The following is an 18,864-nucleotide window of genomic DNA, read 5'->3' on the forward strand; positions in this document are numbered from 1 at the left end:
TGTTGTTTCGCTGGGGCTGCTGGGGTATTTGGTTTGGCTTTGTTTTCGGTATTGGCAGCTCGAAAAGGAGATTCACCCGTAGAGAGTTGCAGGCTAAGCAAGCTTAACAAAACTAAACTTGCAAGACTACGGATTAACGAAAAATGACAGGGGCAGTGGTAAGTATCGCTCCCTGAGAGGCATAAACTACAAAAAGGTATTGCCCGGCCGGAATACTGCTGCGTTCTATGCGCAGCTGATTTTCAGACAGAGTTGGCCAGCTTTTCAGGACTTTCCCTGCCGTAGACAGTAATGCCGCGGTAGCGCCTTTCGGCAAAACCGGAAGGTCGATGGTGACTTGCTGCGTGGCGGGGACAGGGTAGGGGCTGACCTGGTATTTTTGCCGCTCGTTTTGGGTGGCAGTGCTGATGGGGCTAAGCGCTACGGTAAACTCTGTGCCGGCGCCGGGTTCGATGTCCACTTCGATGGTTTTGGTCACGTAACCACTTCGGGTGACCTGCAGGGTGATGCTGCTGGACAAGGTGCCGGAAGCAAAGGCGCCGTCGAAATCTGTGGTTAGTGCGAATCCTGGAATTTCAGGGGCAGTGATAACGGCATTGACAATGGGTGTTCCCGTCAAACTGTCTATCACTTGCCCGTAGTACCGATTTGCCTGAGTGTTGTTAAACTCCCAAACGTACAGCCCGTCCTCCCGGTTGCCGCCCAGGATTTTGCCGGAAGGCAAGTAAGGGCAGGCGGACCAAAGCCCGCTGAAGCCACCGCTCTGGCCGGCGAAGGTGTCGTAATAGCCAACTTCCACCGGTACTTCCGGGTCTGCAATATCCAGCACGCGCAGCCCCTCGGTGTTGTGGGTGATGAACATGAAGTCGCCCCGGATGTATGGATTGTGCACCAGGCTTTGAAGGTTAGCCGTGTAAGTAGCAACCTGTACCGGCTCGGTGAGGTCAGAAATGTCGTACATGCGAGCGACCAGCCCATCCTGCTCATCACAGAGAAAGAGGTAATTCATATCAAGGGTGGTGGTCATGCTATGCGTGTTCCCCCCGGGATAGGACATACGGTAAAGCAGTACCGGTGCTGCAGGGTCAGAAATGTCCAGAATGTCCATAGTGCCTTCGTAAAAAGCCGCCGCAAAAAGAATATCACCTCTGACGTGACAGTCGTGGATATAGTATCCCGGCTGATAAAGCCCCACTTGCTGAGGGTTGGCCGGGTCTGAGACATCAATGAAGTGCACCCCGGAAGTGGTGGTCGTCCCGCAGACAAACACGTAGGGCTGTTCCTCAAAAATGTCCTTTTGTATGATATGCCCCCGGTTGAACTGAGCATTGTAGGTTGTCGCCAAAGTGGCATCCTGAGGCAGCCCACTCAGGTCAATGACCTGCATGCCAGGATGCGGATTGGCACCGCCTTCCGTCACGACATAGGCATGGTCGCCTACGACAGTGATTTCCCGCCAGTTGGAAGGCGGGCCGGGTATGAATGCGCGTTCCGTGAGGTCGCCATTGGTGCCGATTTCGACCACAGCGGTGCCGGTCTGCGCGCCCAGTAGAGCATATTCTGTGCCATCAGCCCCCACATAGCTCCAGGAGCCTGAAGCCCGCCCGTCACCCGGATTGTACTGGCCGCAAAGGCTGACATTAAGGGCATCTTGCGCGTGGAAAAAGGAAGGGAAAAACAGCAGGCAGGCAAAAGTGACAAGTCGCATAAGGCTTAGGCTTTAAGGGATTCTAAGGATTTGAACAGTGCACCATCCCGGGAGATGAGGGCTCCACCTTCCATGAGGTGAAAGATTTCCATTTTTCGGGATTCGGCGTATTTTTTCTCGGCAGTGTAGAGCTTGAGCTTGGCGCCGGTTAACTTCAGCTGCTCCTGCATTTGCTGCGGGCTCTGCTGCTGAGTAAGGTCAACGGACGATTCGCCCTCAATTTTCAGCCCGTTCATTTCCGCCTGTTCCTCCCCGAAGCGGAAGGCTTTAAGGTCGTGCGGTGTTTTATGTTCCAGGTACTCGACATCCTCCAGTACCTTATCGAAGACCATATCGCTGAAGATTTCGATCAGGCGGTTGGCTTTATCGTTGTCCTCACCTTTAATTTTTTCCCATTCATCGGCCGTTACCTGATTGGCAGCCAGGAAGTTGATAAACTCCTTTTCCAGTTCCTGCAGCTCTTCATTACGTAGGCGGCGGTACTTCATGTCTTCGCTTTTTTTGTAAAGGTAAAAAATGATAACAGGGGCAGCCCTATAGCTAATCGGGATTTTCGTAAACTTGCGGTCAGAAAAACTGATGCACCATGGATTTTATAATGCCCGATTTCGCCAGCGGAGCCGTTTGGATGAGCCTGCTGACGCTTACCTTTCTGGAAATTGTACTGGGGATTGACAATATTATTTTCATCTCTATTGCTTCGGGCAAACTACCCGAAGAGGAGCGCCCCAAAGCCACCAATATTGGCTTGATTCTGGCTATGGTGCTGCGTATTGTGCTGTTGTTCGGGGTGTCTGTTCTGGTAGCTATGGAGGAACCTTGGTTTGAAATCCATACTTCCTGGATACACGGTGGGTTTTCCGGGCAGAGCATCATCCTCATCCTAGGCGGGCTGTTCCTGCTGTACAAAAGTACCACCGAGATCCGCCACAAGCTTGAGGAAGAGGACCCCCACGATGAGACGCCTAAAGGCAAGGCGTCCCTAACGAATGTGATCATTCAGATTACCCTTATCAACATCGTTTTCTCCTTCGATTCCATCCTGACTGCGGTAGGCATGACAAATGGGGTGACCGGGGCGTTGATTATCATGATCATTGCCGTAGTCGTATCTGTAGTGATTATGATGTTGTTCGCCAATCCGGTAGCCAGCTTCGTCAACAAAAACCCAACTATACAAATGCTGGGCATGGCCTTCCTGATCCTGATCGGCTTCATGCTGATTGCGGAGGGCGCACATTTGGCGCACCTTTCAATTGCCGGTTCAGAAGTCGGCACGATACCGAAAGGCTATCTATATTTCTCGATCACCTTTTCTCTTTTTGTCGAGTTCCTCAACATGCGGCTGCGGGCCAACAGGAAGAAAGCACCGGTGCAGCTGCATGGTTACACGGAGGATGCCAAACGGGAGGGAATTTTGGAGGATTAGTTAGTTTGTTCTGTTTCCAACTCCTTTAGATACCGGTTCAACCGTTCCATAGGCTTCACAATCGCCACCCGGCCGGAGCGGACGAACTCATAAATGCCGATTTTCTCCAGCTCATGGAAGAAAGCAGTGGTCTCGTGCTCATGGCCGGTCTTTTCGAGGACGATAAACTCCGGCTCGATCACCAGCACGCGGGCATTGTGCTTGCGGATCAGGTGCTCCACGTTTTCGCTGTTGCTGAACACGTGGGTGGGCACCTTGTAGAGGGCGATCTCCTGGTAGACGACCTCCTCAGAGGTGTAGTAAAAGGCCTTAAGTACATCGACTTGCTTTTCGAGCTGGGCGACGAGCTTCCTGACCATTTCTTCTGTAACCTGGACTACGATGGTAAAACGGTGGATGTCCGGCTGGGAAGACTGGCTGGTGGTAAGGCTCTCGATATTGATGTGGCGGCGGCTGAAGACGGAAACCACCCGTGACATCAAGCCACTGTAGTTTTCTGTGAAAACCGTTATGGTGAATTGTTGCTTTTCCATTGTATTCTGGATAGGCCGGGCTGTAATGGGCCAGGCAGGTTCATGAGATTAGGCTTTGGGCTGCGGTTCCAGTACGATTTCGTCCACGGCAGCTCCGGAAGGTACCATGGGGAAGGTATTGGTCTCTTTTTCCACCCGAACATGCAGGAGGTAGGGGCCGTCATGCGCCAGCATTTCCGCTATGGATTCAGAGAGTACTGCAGGGTCTGAGATGGTTTTGCCCGGTACGCCGAAACCTTCTGCAATTTTCACAAAGTCCGGGTTTTGCAACTCCACGGAAGAGTAGCGGCGGTCGAAGAAAAGCTCCTGCCACTGCCGCACCATGCCCAGGAAGTTGTTGTCTAGCAGTACTATCTTGACGGCCGTATCCATTTGGGCACAAAGTCCGAGTTCCTGAATGGTCATTTGGAAGCCGCCATCGCCGATAAAAGCCACGACTTCTCGTTCTGGCTGTGCCAATTTAGCTCCAAATGCGGCAGGCAGGCCATAACCCATGGTCCCAGCCCCTCCGGAGCTGACCCATTGATTGGTGGACTCGTAGTCGTAGTAGCGCGCAGCGATCATTTGATGCTGTCCCACATCGGTGGCTACCACGGCCTGTCCTTTGGTTTGGCGGGACACTTCACGTACGACCATGCCCATACGGATTTGCCCGTCTTCGGAAGGGGACATATCGTGCCGGATCACTTTCTCTTCCTCCTCCGCATCCATCTCCTTAAACCGGGCGATCCATTCGGGGTACTGCTTCTCTTTGATCATAGGGAGCAGTTTCTCCAGTGCCTCTTTTGCGTCGGCAAGTACGGCGACATCTGCCGGTACATTCTTATTGATTTCCGAAGGATCGATTTCGATGTGGATGACTTTGGCTTGTTTGGCATATTTTTCCAAATTGCCCGTCACCCGGTCATCGAAGCGCATCCCAATTGCAATGAGCACATCGCAGCGGTTTTGCATCACATTTGGCGCATAATTGCCATGCATGCCCAGCATCCCCATATGAAGCGGGTGGCTGTTGGGGATACTGCTTAGCCCGTGGATGGTGCACGCCAGTGGAATACCCGATTTTTCAACAAACTGCCGGAACGCCTCTTGCGCATGAGCAATCTGAATACCGTGGCCTGCCAATATCAGCGGGCACTCAGCGGCATTAATCAGCGCAGCAGCGGCAGTTAATGCCGAGGTGGAAGGTTTGGGCTTGGGCTTGTAAGAACGGATTGGCCCTTGCTTTTGATAGCGGAAATCGAGCATCTCGATCTGCGCATTTTTGGTAATATCAATGACCACAGGGCCCGGCCGACCGGTATTGGCAACGTAGAAAGCCTTGGCAAACACTTCCGGGATTTCCTTGGCAGAAGTGATCTGATAATTCCACTTCGTAACCGGCATGGTACAGTTGATCACGTCTGTCTCCTGAAAGGCATCGCTGCCCAGCAAGTGGTAGTATACCTGCCCGGTAATACAGACCAACGGAACTGAGTCCAGCAGCGCATCTGCCAGCCCGGTAACCAGGTTGGCAGCACCAGGACCGGAGGTAGCCATGCAGACCCCCGTTTGGCGGGTGACCCGTGCGTAGCCCTCTGCAGCATGAATGGCGCCTTGTTCGTGCCGGGGCAGGATGTGACGCAACTGCTTTTCGTAGTGGTAAAGCGCATCATATACCGGCATGATAGCCCCGCCGGGATACCCGAAAATAGTGTCTACCTGCTCTTCAATCAGGCAGCGGAGAATAGCTTCTGCGCCGGACAGGCGTTCTGTCTTTGGTGGCCCTTCGAGGGTTTCAGTGGAGGTCGCTTGCTGTTTCATACATGGTCGATTTTCATGGTACTGAGAAGTAGCTTGCAGGCTATAGTTGATCGGTGACACAGCCTTCGCTGGCTGAAGTGACCGTTTTGGCGTACTTACGTAAAATACCGGTGGTAGCCCGCAGCGGTGGTTCCTGCCATCCGGACCGGCGTTTTTCAATTTCAGCTTCGGTAAGGTCCGCTTTGAGCGTGTTGTTGACCGCATCAATAATTATGGTATCGCCATCCTGCAGCAGCCCGATGAGGCCGCCGGCTTGAGCTTCGGGCGTGATGTGGCCTACTACAAAGCCGTGGGTGCCTCCGGAGAACCGGCCATCGGTAATCAGGGCGACTTCTTTGCCCAGCCCTTCGCCCATAATGGCAGAGGTAGGCTTTAGCATTTCGGGCATGCCCGGAGCGCCTTTGGGGCCACAGTAGCGGATGACCACCACATCGCCGGCTTCAATTTTATGGTTGCTGATGGCTTCGTTGGCTTCCACCTCGCTGTTGAAGACCTTGGCTGTACCTTTAAAGTATTCGCCTTCCTTGCCGGTGATTTTGGCGACAGCGCCTTGTTCTGCCAGGTTGCCGTAGAGGATGCGGATATGCCCCGTAGGCTTGATGGGCTTGGATATCGGGCGGATTACATCCTGCCCTTCTTTTAGCCCCACGATACTACTCAGGTTTTCTGCAATGGTTTTTCCAGTCACGGTCATACAGTCACCGTGCAGATACCCTTCTTCCAATAGCAGCTTCATTACGCCTGGAACGCCGCCTACTTCGTAAAGGTCTTGCATGACGTACTTACCGCTTGGCTTCAGGTCGGCAATAAAGGGCGTACGGTCGCCAATTTTCTGAAAGTCATCAATGGCGAATTCCACTTCGGCAGCCCGGGCAATCGCAATCATGTGCAGCACGGCATTGGTGGACCCGCCAAGGGCAGTTATAACCGTTACCGCATTCTCAAAAGCCTTTCGGGTCATGATGTCGCGCGGTTTGATGTCCTCGCGCAGCAGATGGTGGATGGCAGCGCCTACTTTATGGCACTCCGCCTGTTTTTCCATGCTCTCTGCCGGAATACTGGAGTTGAAGGGCAGGCTCATGCCCATGGCTTCAATTGCAGATGCCATAGTGTTAGCCGTGTACATGCCCCCACAGGCACCTGGCCCAGGGCAGGCGTTCTTAATGACGGCTTTGAAGTCCGTTTCCTCAATCGTTCCGGCAATCCGCTGTCCGTAAGCTTCGAAGGCTGAGACGATGTCCAGTTTCTGGTCTTTGTGGCAGCCGGGAGCAATGGTTCCGCCATAAACAATCAGCCCGGGGCGGTTCAATCGGGCGAGCGCCATCATAGCGCCCGGCATATTCTTATCGCATCCCACAACTGGCACGATAGCATCATACCACTGTGCAGAAGCCACCGTTTCAATTGAGTCGGCAATAATGTCGCGGGAAGGCAATGAAAACCGCATGCCATCGGTGCCCATAGACATGCCATCGCTTACTCCAATGGTATGGAAAATCAGCCCGAGCAGCCCCTCAGCCTTTACACCGCCTTTGATTTCAGTAGCGAGGTCGTTGAGGTGCATATTACAAGGGTTGCCTTCCCATCCAGTACTGGCAATGCCCACCTGCGCCTTTTTTAGGTCCTCCTCGGTGAGCCCAAGGGCATAGAGCATCGCCTGAGCGGCCGGGCGAGTGTCGTCCTGAGTCAGTTCCCTGCTGTATTTATTGATTATTGCCATCTTCATTTAGTGCTTAAAAAAAACAAGCCAACACGCATCGGCCGGGCCGGGCGGGGCTTGTATGGATTCTTTGTTATTGGATTTAATAGCTAAGGATTTCAAATGTAAAGGGGGCAGGGACCATTTGCGAATTAAAAACGGTGGAGTGCTACGGTTTGTTAAAGTGATATTTTTAGGTTAAGTATTTGTTTATCAGGGTTTTGGGTGGGGCTGGCTTACGAAATTGGGAAGGGGCTCTATATCCGGCGAGAGTACACTGATGACATTGACCTGCCTGATGCCACGGACCTTGGCAATCCGGTGCTGTCACATAAGCATGCCCCCGCTCGCAATTAGTGGAAATCCACGCAATCAGTCTAATCCGTGTTCCCAACCTCCGCGTAACAATAGTACACTAATACCGCTGATCTTGCAATCCATTGCCGCCATACCAGCATGCCCTGCTCATATGCCCCCGCTCGAAATCAGTGTGAATCCGCGCAATCAGTCTAATCCGTGTTCCCAACCTCCGCGTAACACCCATACCGCTCATTCACGCACACAATTGTACCTTTGAAGCTTAAAAAACAACTTTTATGCGGATAACTTCAATTACATTATTACTGTTCTATAGTTCGCTTTTACTCAGTCAGAATTTTCTGAGCAATAAAAAATTTAAACTACCCAAAGTAGTTACCGAGACATCTGGTGCTTATTTTGCAGGTGCCGACAGCCTTTGGTGGCTCAATGACAGTGGAAATGCCCCGGAGTTGTACCGGACCGATGGGGGAGGGGCGCTACTGGAAACCTATGCCGTGCCTGGCAGCCTCAACCGGGACTGGGAGGACCTCACTGCGGCACCGGACGGGCGTATCTTCATTGGCGACTTTGGCAATAACGCGAACCGGCGACAGGATTTATGTATCTATATTTTATCGAAAGACGGGCAGGTGGACAGCATCCGGTTTACGTATCCGGATCAGGAGGCTTTCCCACCGCCCAAAGCAGAGTGGCAGTTCGACATGGAAGGCTTTTTTTACTATCAGGACAGCCTGCATTTGTTCTCAAAGGACAAATCAGAGCAAAGTTTTATTACCAAGCACTACAGCCTGCCTGCAAGTCCAGGTATTTACACTGCTAACCTTCGGGGGCAACTGGAATTGCCCAAAAGGGTAGTGACTGCAGCTGCTATTAGTGAAGATGGGCAAACGGTAGTCCTGTTGACCTATCGGTTCAAGATGTTCCTGGGCTTTTTCCCACTCACCCCCGCAGATTTATTCCTCTTTCGAGATTTTGAAGGAACAGGCTTCCTAAGCGGGCAAATGCAGCGCAAACGGGGCGCCCGTTGCCTGATGCCCACGCAGTATGAGGCGGTAGACTTCACGGGGCCAAATACCGTTTATATTGCCTCCGAGCGTACGCCTTTATTCCACCAAAAAGCCAAGCGCCGGAAGCTACCGCTGATCGAAGCGGATGCCCAGCCGTAGCCCGGCCCAAAACTGTTGGATGGCACTTTCGGTTTCGAAGAGCGGATCAGGCTCAGCGGTGATGAATAAGTCATCAAGGCCTGCCCATTCAGAAGGGAAGTAATAGCGGAAGCCAGCCATTGGCGTGAGGGTAACGAAATCTGACAGCCCAATATCGAGCCCTGCCCCTACTCCGATACTGAAAGCGAAAGTATCTTCTTCAATATCCACCGCAGCAGATTCCCGGGTTTGGATGGTGTGCTGAAAATAGGAAACCCCGGGAGAGGCTTGCAGGAAAAAGCCTTTCTGAAAGAAATCGCCCGATTTAGAGAAGGTGGGGCAATCGCAGTCCCCCTCCAGGTCAAGCAGGTAAAAGTTCGTGTTCAGGAACAGGCTAAAGGCATTTTGCGTAAACTCATGAGGATCGCCAATAACATCAATCGTTTGCTCGGACCTGCCGAAATTGAGCTCCGGCAGTAAATCGATACGTGTCTGCCCCAGCGGTATCCAATAGTCGATACCCATGGCCCAGCCATTGCCAAGTGGGTTCATTCCCTCTGCGATGGAGGCCGGGTAGCTCCAGTCCGGCGCGTCGTTGAACCGGGCACTGCTGGTTAGCCCCAGCTGAGCGTTCAGTTGGGAAACAAAAGCCAAAAGGGCAAACAAAAGCAGGGTTCTCATAAAGGTATTTTTATCTAATTAAACGCCCGAGCACAGAAATGTTATGCCAGATGGAATTTTAAAGATGAAGTTTGTGTTTTATTAACTGCTTTCTTATATTTGCAGCCGCTTCAAAAGGAAGCGATCTAATCTGTAAGGTTGGCTCCATAGTACAAGGGATAGTATGTAGGTTTCCGGAACCTAAGATCCAGGTTCGAGTCCTGGTGGAGCTACTAACAAGCCTCTGAATGTATTGATATTCAGGGGCTTATTTTTTTACACCCTCTATCGTTTACAAATCGTTGACAGAAAACCGCTTTTTTTGGGCTTATTCTCTTCAAAAGTTATTTACCCCAATGAAACCAGCCTTAAACAGCAGAATAGAACTACTAGGGAAAGCGTTCCCTTTACTCTCAGTCACTTTATTAGCAGTAGCATACCTAAGGATTCATGAGTATTACGGATATTTCAATATCAAAATTGAACGCTATATAGATGCTAGTGAAATAGTCTTTGTGTTCTTCCCTTATCTTGTAAATACGCTTTACTACCTGTCTGCTGCTTTATTGATGAACCTCCTAATATTTTCTATCCTTGAATTTGAATTACCCGAAGATCAGGACGATCAAAAAGAATACCGGCAAAAATCTTTGAAGTATTATTTCAGCTTATTAAGGCTCGCTAAAATCAAGAGGCTGGGATTTAGGAGGACGATTGGCGTACTAGTAAGGTTAATCAGGACATTAGAAATTGGTGGTCTTTTCTTCCTCATAGGGTTATCACTGTTTCTTGATTGGGTTTATCAAGGAGAGTGCATGACCAACCTGCTATCTGATTATTACATTTGGCTAGTTTTCGCCTGGTTCATTTGGATATTCGCTGTAATCCACAAAAAACAAAAACGATTTCAAACCTTAATTGACTTCACGTCCCTTGCAATTATAATTTTTGTTCTCATTCTTATTACTAATCGTAGGGTAGACTGCGAAGTAACAGAGCTTTTATCTAATCCATCGAAAGCTTCTTATGAAATCAAGGGCTCAGACTTTGAAATACTAACCGATAGTACTTTATTACTCGTAGGCATGACAAGGAACTATATTTTCTTATATGAAAAGAATGAAAAAGAGACAAGAATCTTAACTAGGAATGCAGTTGAAATATATGATATCAACAGAAAACCTGTTGAAGAAAAACCGCCTGCCAAAAAGAGGTAAGATTGAGGTCAAAACCAAATGGCAAGCGGATTAAATGAAAGTCTAAATATACTTCATTTTTGCAAATCAGGCTTTTTCATTGCTGCCTTCAATTTTATGCTTTCGCTCTGCTGCTTTCAACATCAAAGCTAAATACTGTTCTAGTTCTTCAGGATTCATATACTGTAGCTTGTCCGCTTCGCCTCTGTTGTCCTCGATCTTTTGCTCTACTCTTTGCAGCTTTGGTATAGAGTATTCCAGCAAGCGCGAAAAGAAGTTAAGACGCTCGACCGGCTTTAGCTTCTTTAGGTCTTTTTCTATCTGCTGCCAATTTTCCTCTATCAGGGCGTTAACCTTCCCTCTCAAATCCCTTAGCTCTTTATTCTGAATCCCTTTAGGCCTTCCGGCTGGATTTGCGCTTTTCCCTTTCTCAAATCGCCCTCTCGAATCTCTTTTCATAGCTTTAATTTACCTGTTTTTACGTGATATTATCAGGTGAATAAGGAAAGAAGCAATAGAGAAACTGCCTCTCTCCCTTTTGAATCTATTTTTTAAGGAGTTGTGATCTGAGCTTAATACAGTTTCTTATTTCAGATAAAAAACTCATGTCGCCTACCTTTTGCCCTTTTAGGCTTGCTATATAAGCATCCAGGGCAGCAAGCTCCACTTTGTCTAGCTTCAAAATCTCATCCTTAAACTCTCTCTCGAAATCTTTTTTGTTTTGCATTGTCTATGATTGAGAAATTAGTAAATACTTAAAACGGGCAAGCCTTTTCAATATACCTCGGTGGGCAATGGTCGCAAAACTGGACTGCTACCCGGACTTTTGTGCCTGCCTCGCTTTTTATCGGGGCAAAGTCCCAGGTTCCCCAGGTGGTGCCTTCGTCTTTGCTCACTTCCCATGTGGTGGAGCAAATAGAACTGGAATAGCTGCCTGCAATTTCAGGAAGGTAAACGCAAGGCGCAACCTCATCAAATGCGACATCTATAGTATTGTAGCAGTTGCCCCCAGTGCCGTTTTCGGCTTTTACTGATTCATATACTTCTACATCAGGGCAGGAATTTGCAAAGGTCACTTTCCTATAAAATACGACTGTGCCAAATTCGCTAATTTCTTCGCCTGGGGTGTACGCTGTTGGTGCCTCTCCGTCTACTGAAACAGTCCAGGCATCTGTATCAACCGGGCTATTAAAGCTATCTATAGCGGTTGCGCTTGCTGTATTCGCCCTTTCGTTGTGTACTATGTCAATAATAAAACTGTTTGCGCAATAGTCCCTGAAATTCACTGTTCTTACCGTTTCAACCGGCCCGCAGCTTTGCAGGTCTGTGGAGCGCCGAAAAACTACCTGGGATTGTGCTACTATAGAATCCTGTGCCTGGTAGCCCTGCCATGTTTGCCCCTGGTCCGTGCTGTACTCTAAATCGTCTGCAATGATAGGGGCGTTCACAAATTCGTTGTTTACGTCTGCTGTGATTGTATCGCCTGGTACATCTACGTTCACCGAAATACCGGGGGCATCGCTACATTTTACAATCGTGGGAATTATCGAAACGTCCGCACATTCAGGCGCAAAGCGATCAGGGCGAAAAATAGCAATACAAGGCTCTGAGCTGCAAGCCTGCCGTCCTGATACCTCCAACAGCCGGGCAAAGAACGTGCGCCCGTTATAGTATATTCTTGCCCACTTCCTAAAGTCCAGGGCTTTGTAAGCTAAGGCAGGTAGAACGACCTGGAAAGAGCTACGAACGCTCTCTAAACGTGCGCTTAGTTCTTCTTTCCAGCCTATATTATAAAAATCATTAGCATGGTCCCCGTAAACCGGCCCGCCTTCTTTAGGCTGAGGTAAAAGCCCTATTTGAATATCGGTATCTCCCGGCAATTGCTGGTAAGCAAACGGCAGGCGGTTTTCTGTTGTCCCTTCAAAAATCCAGCGGCGCAAGGGCGAGAATGGAACGTCTGTTTTCCTGGTTGAGACGTAACCCGCAAACTCAACCAGCCGGGCCCCTAAATCAAAGCTCAATTCCCCTTCCTCGTTATCTAGCAGATGAGGTATAGAGACGTTATAAAATGCCGTCTCCGGCGGTATTGCTCCAAATTTTTGAATCTCTGAATTGATAGTCGGCTCAAACAGGGGGTTCTTTATCTCGTTTACGTCCTCGTTTTTAGTTACTGGCCCAAAGTCGACAAGGCGACTATACAAGGGGCTTTCGTCCTCTAACCCTTGCGCTTTTATTTCCGCGTCGTTCGCGTCCTGGAACCTTAGTAGCGCATAGCGTTGAATACCTAGTCTTTCGATTGTGATAGCCTCGGAGCTTTGCACAATTAGCGGGGTCCAGTCCTCAATATCATTAGTGTAAAAGCCCTCTATTGTTTCATCGTAGTATTCCCTTTCGTAGGGCGTATAAAGCCAAACGGTGCGGCTCTCCCAGTCTGTCCTGATCTTGCCATTTACAAGGCTTGCAACGCCCTTAAAAAAGTCAAGTAAGGTTAAGTCATTGCGCACGGCGATGTTAAGCGGTATAGTGTCGCCTGATTGATAAATGACCTTCCGGGGTTCGTTATAAAACGTCCCCTCGATGTATCTAGGGAATAGCTGAAAGCTTAGAGCAACGTAAACCGTTGCCCCTTCCGGGACATATACGTTTTTAGCGCGTACACTTATATTTGCCTGGGGAAAATTCAAAGATGCTGAGGTGCCGGAATTGGGGGAAATATTACCCTCTTTTGCCTCTACTTCCTCAATTGTGCCATCGGGGTTTTCCCTCATCACTCTAACAACGAATTGTCGATCATAGGCAGTCGCCTCAAACTGACAATAGATATTCGCTACAAAGTCAGCTATGACCATGCCGCCGCTGAATTTGCCTGTATCTGGGTTGTAGTAGCCGTTCGGGTTTAGCTCTACTTCATCAAATACAAGTACAGGTATTGTATTGCCTTCCTCAACCGATGGAGTGATAGTTGCTACTCCATCAATCTTGACTTTAGCTAAGAACTTCTTTTCAGGCAGATACTGTTCATCGGCCCCGTAATCCTTTCCCGCCAAATAGCACCCCAGCTTTCGCCCTTTTGTGCTTTCAAGCCAGGGGGACCTGAACGACCAACCGCCGCCGGTCGCACAAAAGCCTTTTTGCAGTAACCCCAACAGGTGAAACCAGGGGCGAAAATCTGCTACTTTCATTTCGTTTTGCGCTGTCCAAACGCCATAAAAGCAAAGCGGAAAATATACTGGGGTGCCTCCATCGCTGTAGCTTGAATTGTTCTGCCAATTGTCCCTTAGGTTCGCCTCGTTTAGCTCAAATTCTCCTAAATCAGCATCTCTTAAATACAAGTCCCTGGAAGCGGTTAACCAATGCCCCGCGCCCCGGCTAAACTCCGCCTCCAAAGTCTTGTCCTCATCGTTCGAGCCGATAAAAGTTAGTTCCGAAATGCGATGTATTACAGGCCCTTCCTGAATTAGGACAGGTAGGGGGCTATAGTCATTTTCTGTCCTGTTGTGATTTCTCACAAAGTCGCTAACAAACTTGTTTTTTGGCGTATAGGGCAGGCTTACAGATAATACCCCCTCATCGCTTATCTCGTTCAGCTCCGTAAGCTCTGCAAGCGCCTTAGAAAACTCCAGGGCAAAATCTGTACTTACATCTAAATACAGCTTTCCATTTGTAAGGAAGTGATTAGGAACAGCAGGATAGTCTTTGAGTATCTGGATTCTCAAACAAGGTCCGCAACAACTCATTTTCTTTTGATTTTTTTCGTGGTAAAACTGGTTTCACAGGATTGAAAAAGCTATCGGCTTCCGCGTAAAAGTCAGGTAGTTTGTATTTACTCAGCCGCTTTTGCTCTTTTTCAGTCAGGGGCCTTACTACTGTCATGTCGGACAATCGGAAATAGACTTTATCTTTTACCCTTAGCCGTTGTTTCAGCTCATCTAAGTACTGCCCGTATATCATGCCCTCGTACTGATCTATGAAAATTAGTAGTACACGCCCGTTAAACCGCAGATACTTGCGAAAGTCAGCGTAATCTATACCGTTATCTTGACAGCAAGCCCGCCGGGGGTAGGTTTTCGCGTCTACTCCTATTCTCTCGCCTCGATGCGTTATTACTCGAAAATCAATGCCGTGCGCCCTGTTGGGTGCCTCTTTGTACTGCCATCCCCACTTGTCAAATAGCTTTTTTACAATTAGCTCGCCTATACGACCTTTTTTAGTCGTTCGGAGCTTCTTAAAATGCGTGTTCACTTGTGTTCATTTGGATTAAAAAAATAGTCTCTCAAACCATTTTTTTTGTTCCCTTTCGCTGGTAATTTTTAGGCGGCAGTTTGTAATCAAATTTGGTTACAAAAACCCTTCATCATATGAAGGGTTTTTAGGCTCTTTTCTCATGGTCAAAAAAGAGGTCTAAAACAGGGCAATATTCGCCGCTATTTTCGCCCTCGATTAATTCGTACAAATCGTGTAGTTTTTTCTTATACCTGGTCCTGTAATTTCGTGATACCTGATCTTCACCCTGATACATTTCCAGGACCGCAAATTGCACCGCCTCATCAATTGTTTTACCGTCTTGAATGAAGTTTTGCAGGAACGCGAACAACATCTTATCTACTCCCTTTAAATTTCTAACCTGATCTGTCATAGCTTTGCGCTTTGCTGCTACGTTCTTAGAATCTATATAAACAGCCTTTGCAGTTTCTAGGGCTTTTTGCTGCTGTTCAGCAGTTAGACAGACAACATTTGAAAGGCTAGGGTTAAAGTCATCCCCATACAAATATTTGAAATGCTTCCTGTTTTTGATTGTAGTTTCAATTCGCGCTATATACTCATAGATTAACTCTGCAAGGTGCTTAGATGCAAACAAGTTGCTTTCTTGCATCAACTCAATGCCTTTATGGTATATCTTCAAAAATGGAGCACTTTTAAAGCTTGTAGTCGAACGTTCTGAAAATTGAATACCTAAGTTGTCAGCCTTTCGGAAAGTCTTAACAAGATGTTTCCTTTTGCCAAATACAGACTTTTTCAGGTCGCTTATTTGCGCTTTTAAGGCTTTAGGGGATAGAATCTCATCCCGCTTAATATCTACGTCTGTACAGGAAGATTTATCGAATAGACTAAGTGCATCAACGTCAATAAGACCGTGCCGTTGTATCTCGCTATACAGACTGTGTACTGATTTTGAATTAATGCCCTGTAGGTATCTTTCCCCCAGCATCTTGGAATGAATACCAATAGAAATGAATCTTTCCGGCCGTCTGCCGCCTACGTTCATAGCTTCGTACTTATAAGAAACCTCGACGCCTGTATGAGGGTAGGTATAGCTTGTTTGATTTACGCCAGACGTGCCAATAATGCGCCCGGTAGCGCTGTTTACTTTAATGATCTGACTGTTTGCAAGCTCCATACACTTGATTTTTACGCATTCAGCAGGTATCCGCACCTTTAGCGAATCTACAGCAGTTGTAAGCTCTACGTCCTTACGTTTGTAGAACTCCGTAGAATCGCTGCAATTCTCGCTTAATATGCTTATATTTGTATTCACTCAATTCATTGAAAGCCCAACTGGATTATGCCTCAGTAGGGCTTTTTTCTTGTATGTCGTAAGGGGTTTTTAAGCTAACCTGCCGGGTATATATACTAAACCAGGTAAAAACAGGGGGTTATTTGTCCACCGGTGAACCCCCTAGCACCGCGCCCGTTTAGGATAGTCCGACTACCAAAACCCCTTAGAATCGGCAGGCGGAATAGCCTATTTGTATAGTTAATATCCCTTTAAATACTTCTCTGCTTTCTCAGCAAAATGCAGGATATCAGTCTTTCGATATGCTTTCTTCCTACCGTTTTCCGAGATACTTTTTGCTTCGATTATACCCCTCTCAACCCACTTCGCAAGCGTTCGGGCATCCTTAAAAGGCAATAACTCAAAGGCTTGTGCTGAGGTGACCCACTCGCCGAGGTGCGGGTACTCATCTAATGCCTTTACTCGTTTTTCTAAATCCTTTAGCAATTTTTCTTGCCTTGTAAGCATATCAAAAAAGCGATCTAGGGATTCGGAACTAACCTGATAAATTTGCATACCTCTACTATTAATCATCATTACGATTGATTTTTCTGGTTAAACTATCAATGTTCTTTATTGCTTACATCACAATACTAAAACTGCAAAAAATTAAAAGCAAATTTTTCCTGCCTTAAAATCAATTTTCCTTAAAAAAGACAGGTTATTTGTAATGATTACAATTTTTATGCTTCTATTTTAGCTATTTCAGTAACTTTTATATTTCTAACAATTCATTCACGCTTTGGCGCTTTTCGCTTGGCTGCATTGTTCTTCTCTAATGCTTCCTGTGAACCTTGCCAAATTGCGTTGATTAAAAAGTCTAGCTGCTCCTTTTCTTCGTCTGTAAGCTCTTTGTCTTTCAAGCGAAGAACTAAACCTTTAAGCTCGATATTCAGACGCTTGTTAAGTGCTATCCCTTTATCTAGGTCTGCAAGTAGCCCCCTTTGCCGCTGCTCTGTTTTTAGTAGGTAATAGCGTAAATTTGCAACCGCTTCTGGGGCTGTGATCTGTTCAATTCGTTTCATCGTTGTTGTCTTTTATTAGTTAAAACTATTCCTTACCTGCTTCGCATTTGGGTTTCTGCTGATAACTTTTGCTGACTAAAACAAAATAGTCCTTATGGCCTGCCTCTACACTATCTAGCATTCGCTGTAGTGCTAAGAATGCTCCATAAGCGCGGTTCCATTCCTGCTCTGTTCCGTTTTTTCTCGCTCTTTCTTCCGCTGCCTTAGCTGCTTCAAACTCTGCTTTCACTGCAAGTTTGAGCGCTTCGTTTAGTAACTGCTTATCACGTGTGAATTCTGCTGCTACATCATTATCAGAGACGTTCTTTTCCATAGTTATTTGCCTTTTTTATAAATTGGTGAATAAGGTTTGCCGCCATGTTGACGTGCGTGAAATTCAGTCTTGCAATCCGTGCAGCAGAACCGCTGCCAGTTTACTTTTTTGGTGTATTCTTTACCGCAATTATCACAATTCCCGACCATTGCGTTAACGGTTGCGTTATGCTCATCGCTTTTCCCTTCGCTCTCTAAGCCCTCGTTTTGCTTGCGTTGACGTACGTCAGGACCTTGGGTAAAAAAGCCTATCGGACGCCGTTTTGCTGCTATGCGAATTGTACGTTCTTCGCCCTCGCTTTCATCGTCTAGTTTCAAGCTCACGCGTACGTTAGCCAGTTCGGTAGGGTCGTATAATTCCCGCTTTGACGTTGGCAGGGGTGCAGCTGGGGTATTTTCGTCAAATGCTGCAATCTTCGCCCTAACAGTGGTCTGTAAGCGTTCGCGGATTGCCTGCCATGCCTCAATATAGGCTGGGGGGTTAATATCGTGTTGTGATAGTTCTACTGTCTCATCAATGCCGCTGCCTTTTAGGTGGATACGATCAAGGATAACAGATGCCAGGAAGATAAACAGCGCTATTATGGTGAAGTATGCCAATCCGCCGCCGTAGCTGTTCACTGTTCCGGCCCGGTCTGTCTGTGCTGTTTTGTACTCGCTTTCAATTGCTGCTAGTGCTTCGCCCTTTACGCTATCTGCCTTTGCAATCCCTGCCTTATATTCTGCTTTAAGTGCTGCGAGTGCTGCCGCTTGTTCGCTAGTTAGTTCTGCAAGCGCCGCCGCCTGATCTGCTTTCAGGTCCGCTATCTTTTGTCGGGCCTGATCTTTAGCAGTAGCGTAAGAATTACCCGTCCGTTGCTCTTTGTTGTAAATATTCGATAACTCGCGCTTTGCGCTTGCGATCTTCCCGGCATAGGCTGCTGTAGTGGCCTGTATTCGCTTTTCGTACTGTCCTGCTATAGTTGTGCTATCTGCCCGGTATGCTTCTTCTAGCTTCGCTTTTTCGGCGTTGTATTCGATCTGTTGCGCCTGGACTGCCAGGCTGTCCAACTGAGGCGTAATAGTTACCGCATCGACTACGATTTTACTATTCTTATAGCTCAGTACCCCTGATGTAGTTAGCAGAACAGCAGCTAAGACAAATACGAAAATAGTTACTGCTCTGTGTAGACCTTGCCACCTGCGATATAAAACAGCGTCAACCGCCTGGGGAGCCGTGACTCTCAAACTGATCTCTAATATAGCAGTGCCAATAACAGCAATTGCGGCAGATGGATAAACCGCATACTGACCAAAAATAGGTGTGAGAATTGATAGAGACGCTGCGAAGATGCCGCCTACCTCAGTAAAAGCGCTTACAACTTGCGCAAAATAGCCGGATGCCTTGACCGACTTAGCTAATTTGGCGTACACGCTGAAAAATGCGTGATCTTTCGGAGTAGACCGAAGATGTTTCATAACTTTGAACGTTTGTTATTA

At 47.8% G+C, this 18,864-nt stretch carries 18 protein-coding genes and 1 tRNA gene; 4 read left to right on the plus strand and 15 right to left on the minus strand.

Annotated features, from left to right (window positions below):
• Positions 1–133: 133 nt before the first annotated feature.
• Both MRY86_RS21040 and MRY86_RS21045 read right to left on the minus strand, forming a co-directional pair.
• Positions 134–1,708, minus strand: coding sequence for a choice-of-anchor B family protein (locus tag MRY86_RS21040; RefSeq protein WP_293571875.1), 1,575 nt, complete (start codon positions 1,706–1,708; stop codon positions 134–136).
• Between the two features lie 5 nt (positions 1,709–1,713).
• The gene (locus MRY86_RS21045) at positions 1,714–2,196 is read right to left on the minus strand and encodes a DUF6495 family protein (RefSeq protein ID WP_293563871.1); all 483 of its coding nucleotides are present in this window, start codon (positions 2,194–2,196) and stop codon (positions 1,714–1,716) included.
• A gap of 98 nt (positions 2,197–2,294) precedes the next feature.
• Between MRY86_RS21045 and MRY86_RS21050 the strand changes: the two genes are divergently transcribed.
• The gene (locus tag MRY86_RS21050) at positions 2,295–3,137 is read left to right on the plus strand and encodes a TerC family protein (RefSeq protein ID WP_293563870.1); all 843 of its coding nucleotides are present in this window, start codon (positions 2,295–2,297) and stop codon (positions 3,135–3,137) included.
• On the opposite strand, the gene ilvN is transcribed toward MRY86_RS21050, so the two are convergent.
• Genes ilvN through ilvD form a run of 3 tightly spaced genes read right to left on the minus strand, consistent with a single transcriptional unit; the run spans position 3,134 to position 7,193 of the window.
• Positions 3,134–3,670: an acetolactate synthase small subunit gene (gene ilvN, locus MRY86_RS21055; RefSeq protein ID WP_293563868.1), complete on the minus strand. Its 537-nt coding sequence runs from the start codon at positions 3,668–3,670 to the stop codon at positions 3,134–3,136. The genes MRY86_RS21050 and ilvN overlap by 4 nt on opposite strands.
• Positions 3,671–3,718: 48 nt before the next feature.
• The gene (ilvB, locus tag MRY86_RS21060; protein WP_293563866.1) at positions 3,719–5,473 is read right to left on the minus strand and encodes a biosynthetic-type acetolactate synthase large subunit; all 1,755 of its coding nucleotides are present in this window, start codon (positions 5,471–5,473) and stop codon (positions 3,719–3,721) included.
• A 40-nt stretch (positions 5,474–5,513) separates the two neighbouring features.
• A complete protein-coding gene (gene ilvD / locus MRY86_RS21065) occupies positions 5,514–7,193 on the minus strand; it encodes a dihydroxy-acid dehydratase (RefSeq protein ID WP_293563864.1) in 1,680 nt (559 codons plus the stop codon).
• A gap of 575 nt (positions 7,194–7,768) precedes the next feature.
• Here ilvD and MRY86_RS21070 point away from each other — a divergent pair.
• Positions 7,769–8,659, plus strand: a complete 891-nt coding sequence (locus MRY86_RS21070; RefSeq protein WP_293563863.1) for a hypothetical protein — start codon at positions 7,769–7,771, stop codon at positions 8,657–8,659.
• Here MRY86_RS21070 and MRY86_RS21075 read toward each other — a convergent pair.
• The gene (locus MRY86_RS21075) at positions 8,627–9,319 is read right to left on the minus strand and encodes an autotransporter outer membrane beta-barrel domain-containing protein (RefSeq protein WP_293563861.1); all 693 of its coding nucleotides are present in this window, start codon (positions 9,317–9,319) and stop codon (positions 8,627–8,629) included. The genes MRY86_RS21070 and MRY86_RS21075 overlap by 33 nt on opposite strands.
• A 140-nt stretch (positions 9,320–9,459) precedes the next feature.
• Here MRY86_RS21075 and MRY86_RS21080 point away from each other — a divergent pair.
• Both MRY86_RS21080 and MRY86_RS21085 read left to right on the plus strand, forming a co-directional pair.
• Positions 9,460–9,531, plus strand: a tRNA-Arg gene (locus tag MRY86_RS21080).
• Positions 9,532–9,654: 123 nt separating this feature from the next.
• A complete protein-coding gene (locus MRY86_RS21085) occupies positions 9,655–10,515 on the plus strand; it encodes a hypothetical protein (protein ID WP_293563859.1) in 861 nt (286 codons plus the stop codon).
• 66 nt (positions 10,516–10,581) lie between these two features.
• On the opposite strand, the gene MRY86_RS21090 is transcribed toward MRY86_RS21085, so the two are convergent.
• The 9 genes from MRY86_RS21090 to MRY86_RS21130 all read right to left on the minus strand — a co-directional run bounded on the left by MRY86_RS21090 (position 10,582) and on the right by MRY86_RS21130 (position 18,843).
• Entirely contained in the window at positions 10,582–10,953 is a 372-nt protein-coding gene (locus tag MRY86_RS21090; protein ID WP_293563857.1) for a DUF5681 domain-containing protein, read from the minus strand.
• Positions 10,954–11,038: 85 nt separating this feature from the next.
• Positions 11,039–11,221: a hypothetical protein gene (locus tag MRY86_RS21095; protein WP_293563855.1), complete on the minus strand. Its 183-nt coding sequence runs from the start codon at positions 11,219–11,221 to the stop codon at positions 11,039–11,041.
• A 28-nt stretch (positions 11,222–11,249) separates the two neighbouring features.
• Positions 11,250–14,231, minus strand: a complete 2,982-nt coding sequence (locus MRY86_RS21100) for a hypothetical protein (protein ID WP_293571876.1) — start codon at positions 14,229–14,231, stop codon at positions 11,250–11,252.
• The gene (locus tag MRY86_RS21105; RefSeq protein ID WP_293571877.1) at positions 14,170–14,736 is read right to left on the minus strand and encodes a hypothetical protein; all 567 of its coding nucleotides are present in this window, start codon (positions 14,734–14,736) and stop codon (positions 14,170–14,172) included. The genes MRY86_RS21100 and MRY86_RS21105 overlap by 62 nt, the downstream gene beginning before the upstream one ends.
• A gap of 127 nt (positions 14,737–14,863) precedes the next feature.
• Complete coding sequence (locus MRY86_RS21110; protein WP_293571879.1) at positions 14,864–15,892, minus strand: hypothetical protein; 1,029 nt, start codon at positions 15,890–15,892, stop codon at positions 14,864–14,866.
• Positions 15,893–16,249: 357 nt separating this feature from the next.
• The gene (locus tag MRY86_RS21115; protein ID WP_293571881.1) at positions 16,250–16,585 is read right to left on the minus strand and encodes a hypothetical protein; all 336 of its coding nucleotides are present in this window, start codon (positions 16,583–16,585) and stop codon (positions 16,250–16,252) included.
• Positions 16,586–16,779: 194 nt separating this feature from the next.
• A complete protein-coding gene (locus MRY86_RS21120) occupies positions 16,780–17,073 on the minus strand; it encodes a hypothetical protein (protein ID WP_293571883.1) in 294 nt (97 codons plus the stop codon).
• A gap of 25 nt (positions 17,074–17,098) precedes the next feature.
• Complete coding sequence (locus tag MRY86_RS21125; RefSeq protein ID WP_293571885.1) at positions 17,099–17,386, minus strand: hypothetical protein; 288 nt, start codon at positions 17,384–17,386, stop codon at positions 17,099–17,101.
• Positions 17,387–17,388: 2 nt separating this feature from the next.
• Positions 17,389–18,843: a hypothetical protein gene (locus MRY86_RS21130; protein WP_293571886.1), complete on the minus strand. Its 1,455-nt coding sequence runs from the start codon at positions 18,841–18,843 to the stop codon at positions 17,389–17,391.
• Positions 18,844–18,864: the final 21 nt, after the last annotated feature.

Origin of the sequence: Phaeodactylibacter sp., assembly GCF_022763345.1 — a bacterium.
Classification (GTDB): domain Bacteria; phylum Bacteroidota; class Bacteroidia; order Chitinophagales; family Saprospiraceae; genus Phaeodactylibacter.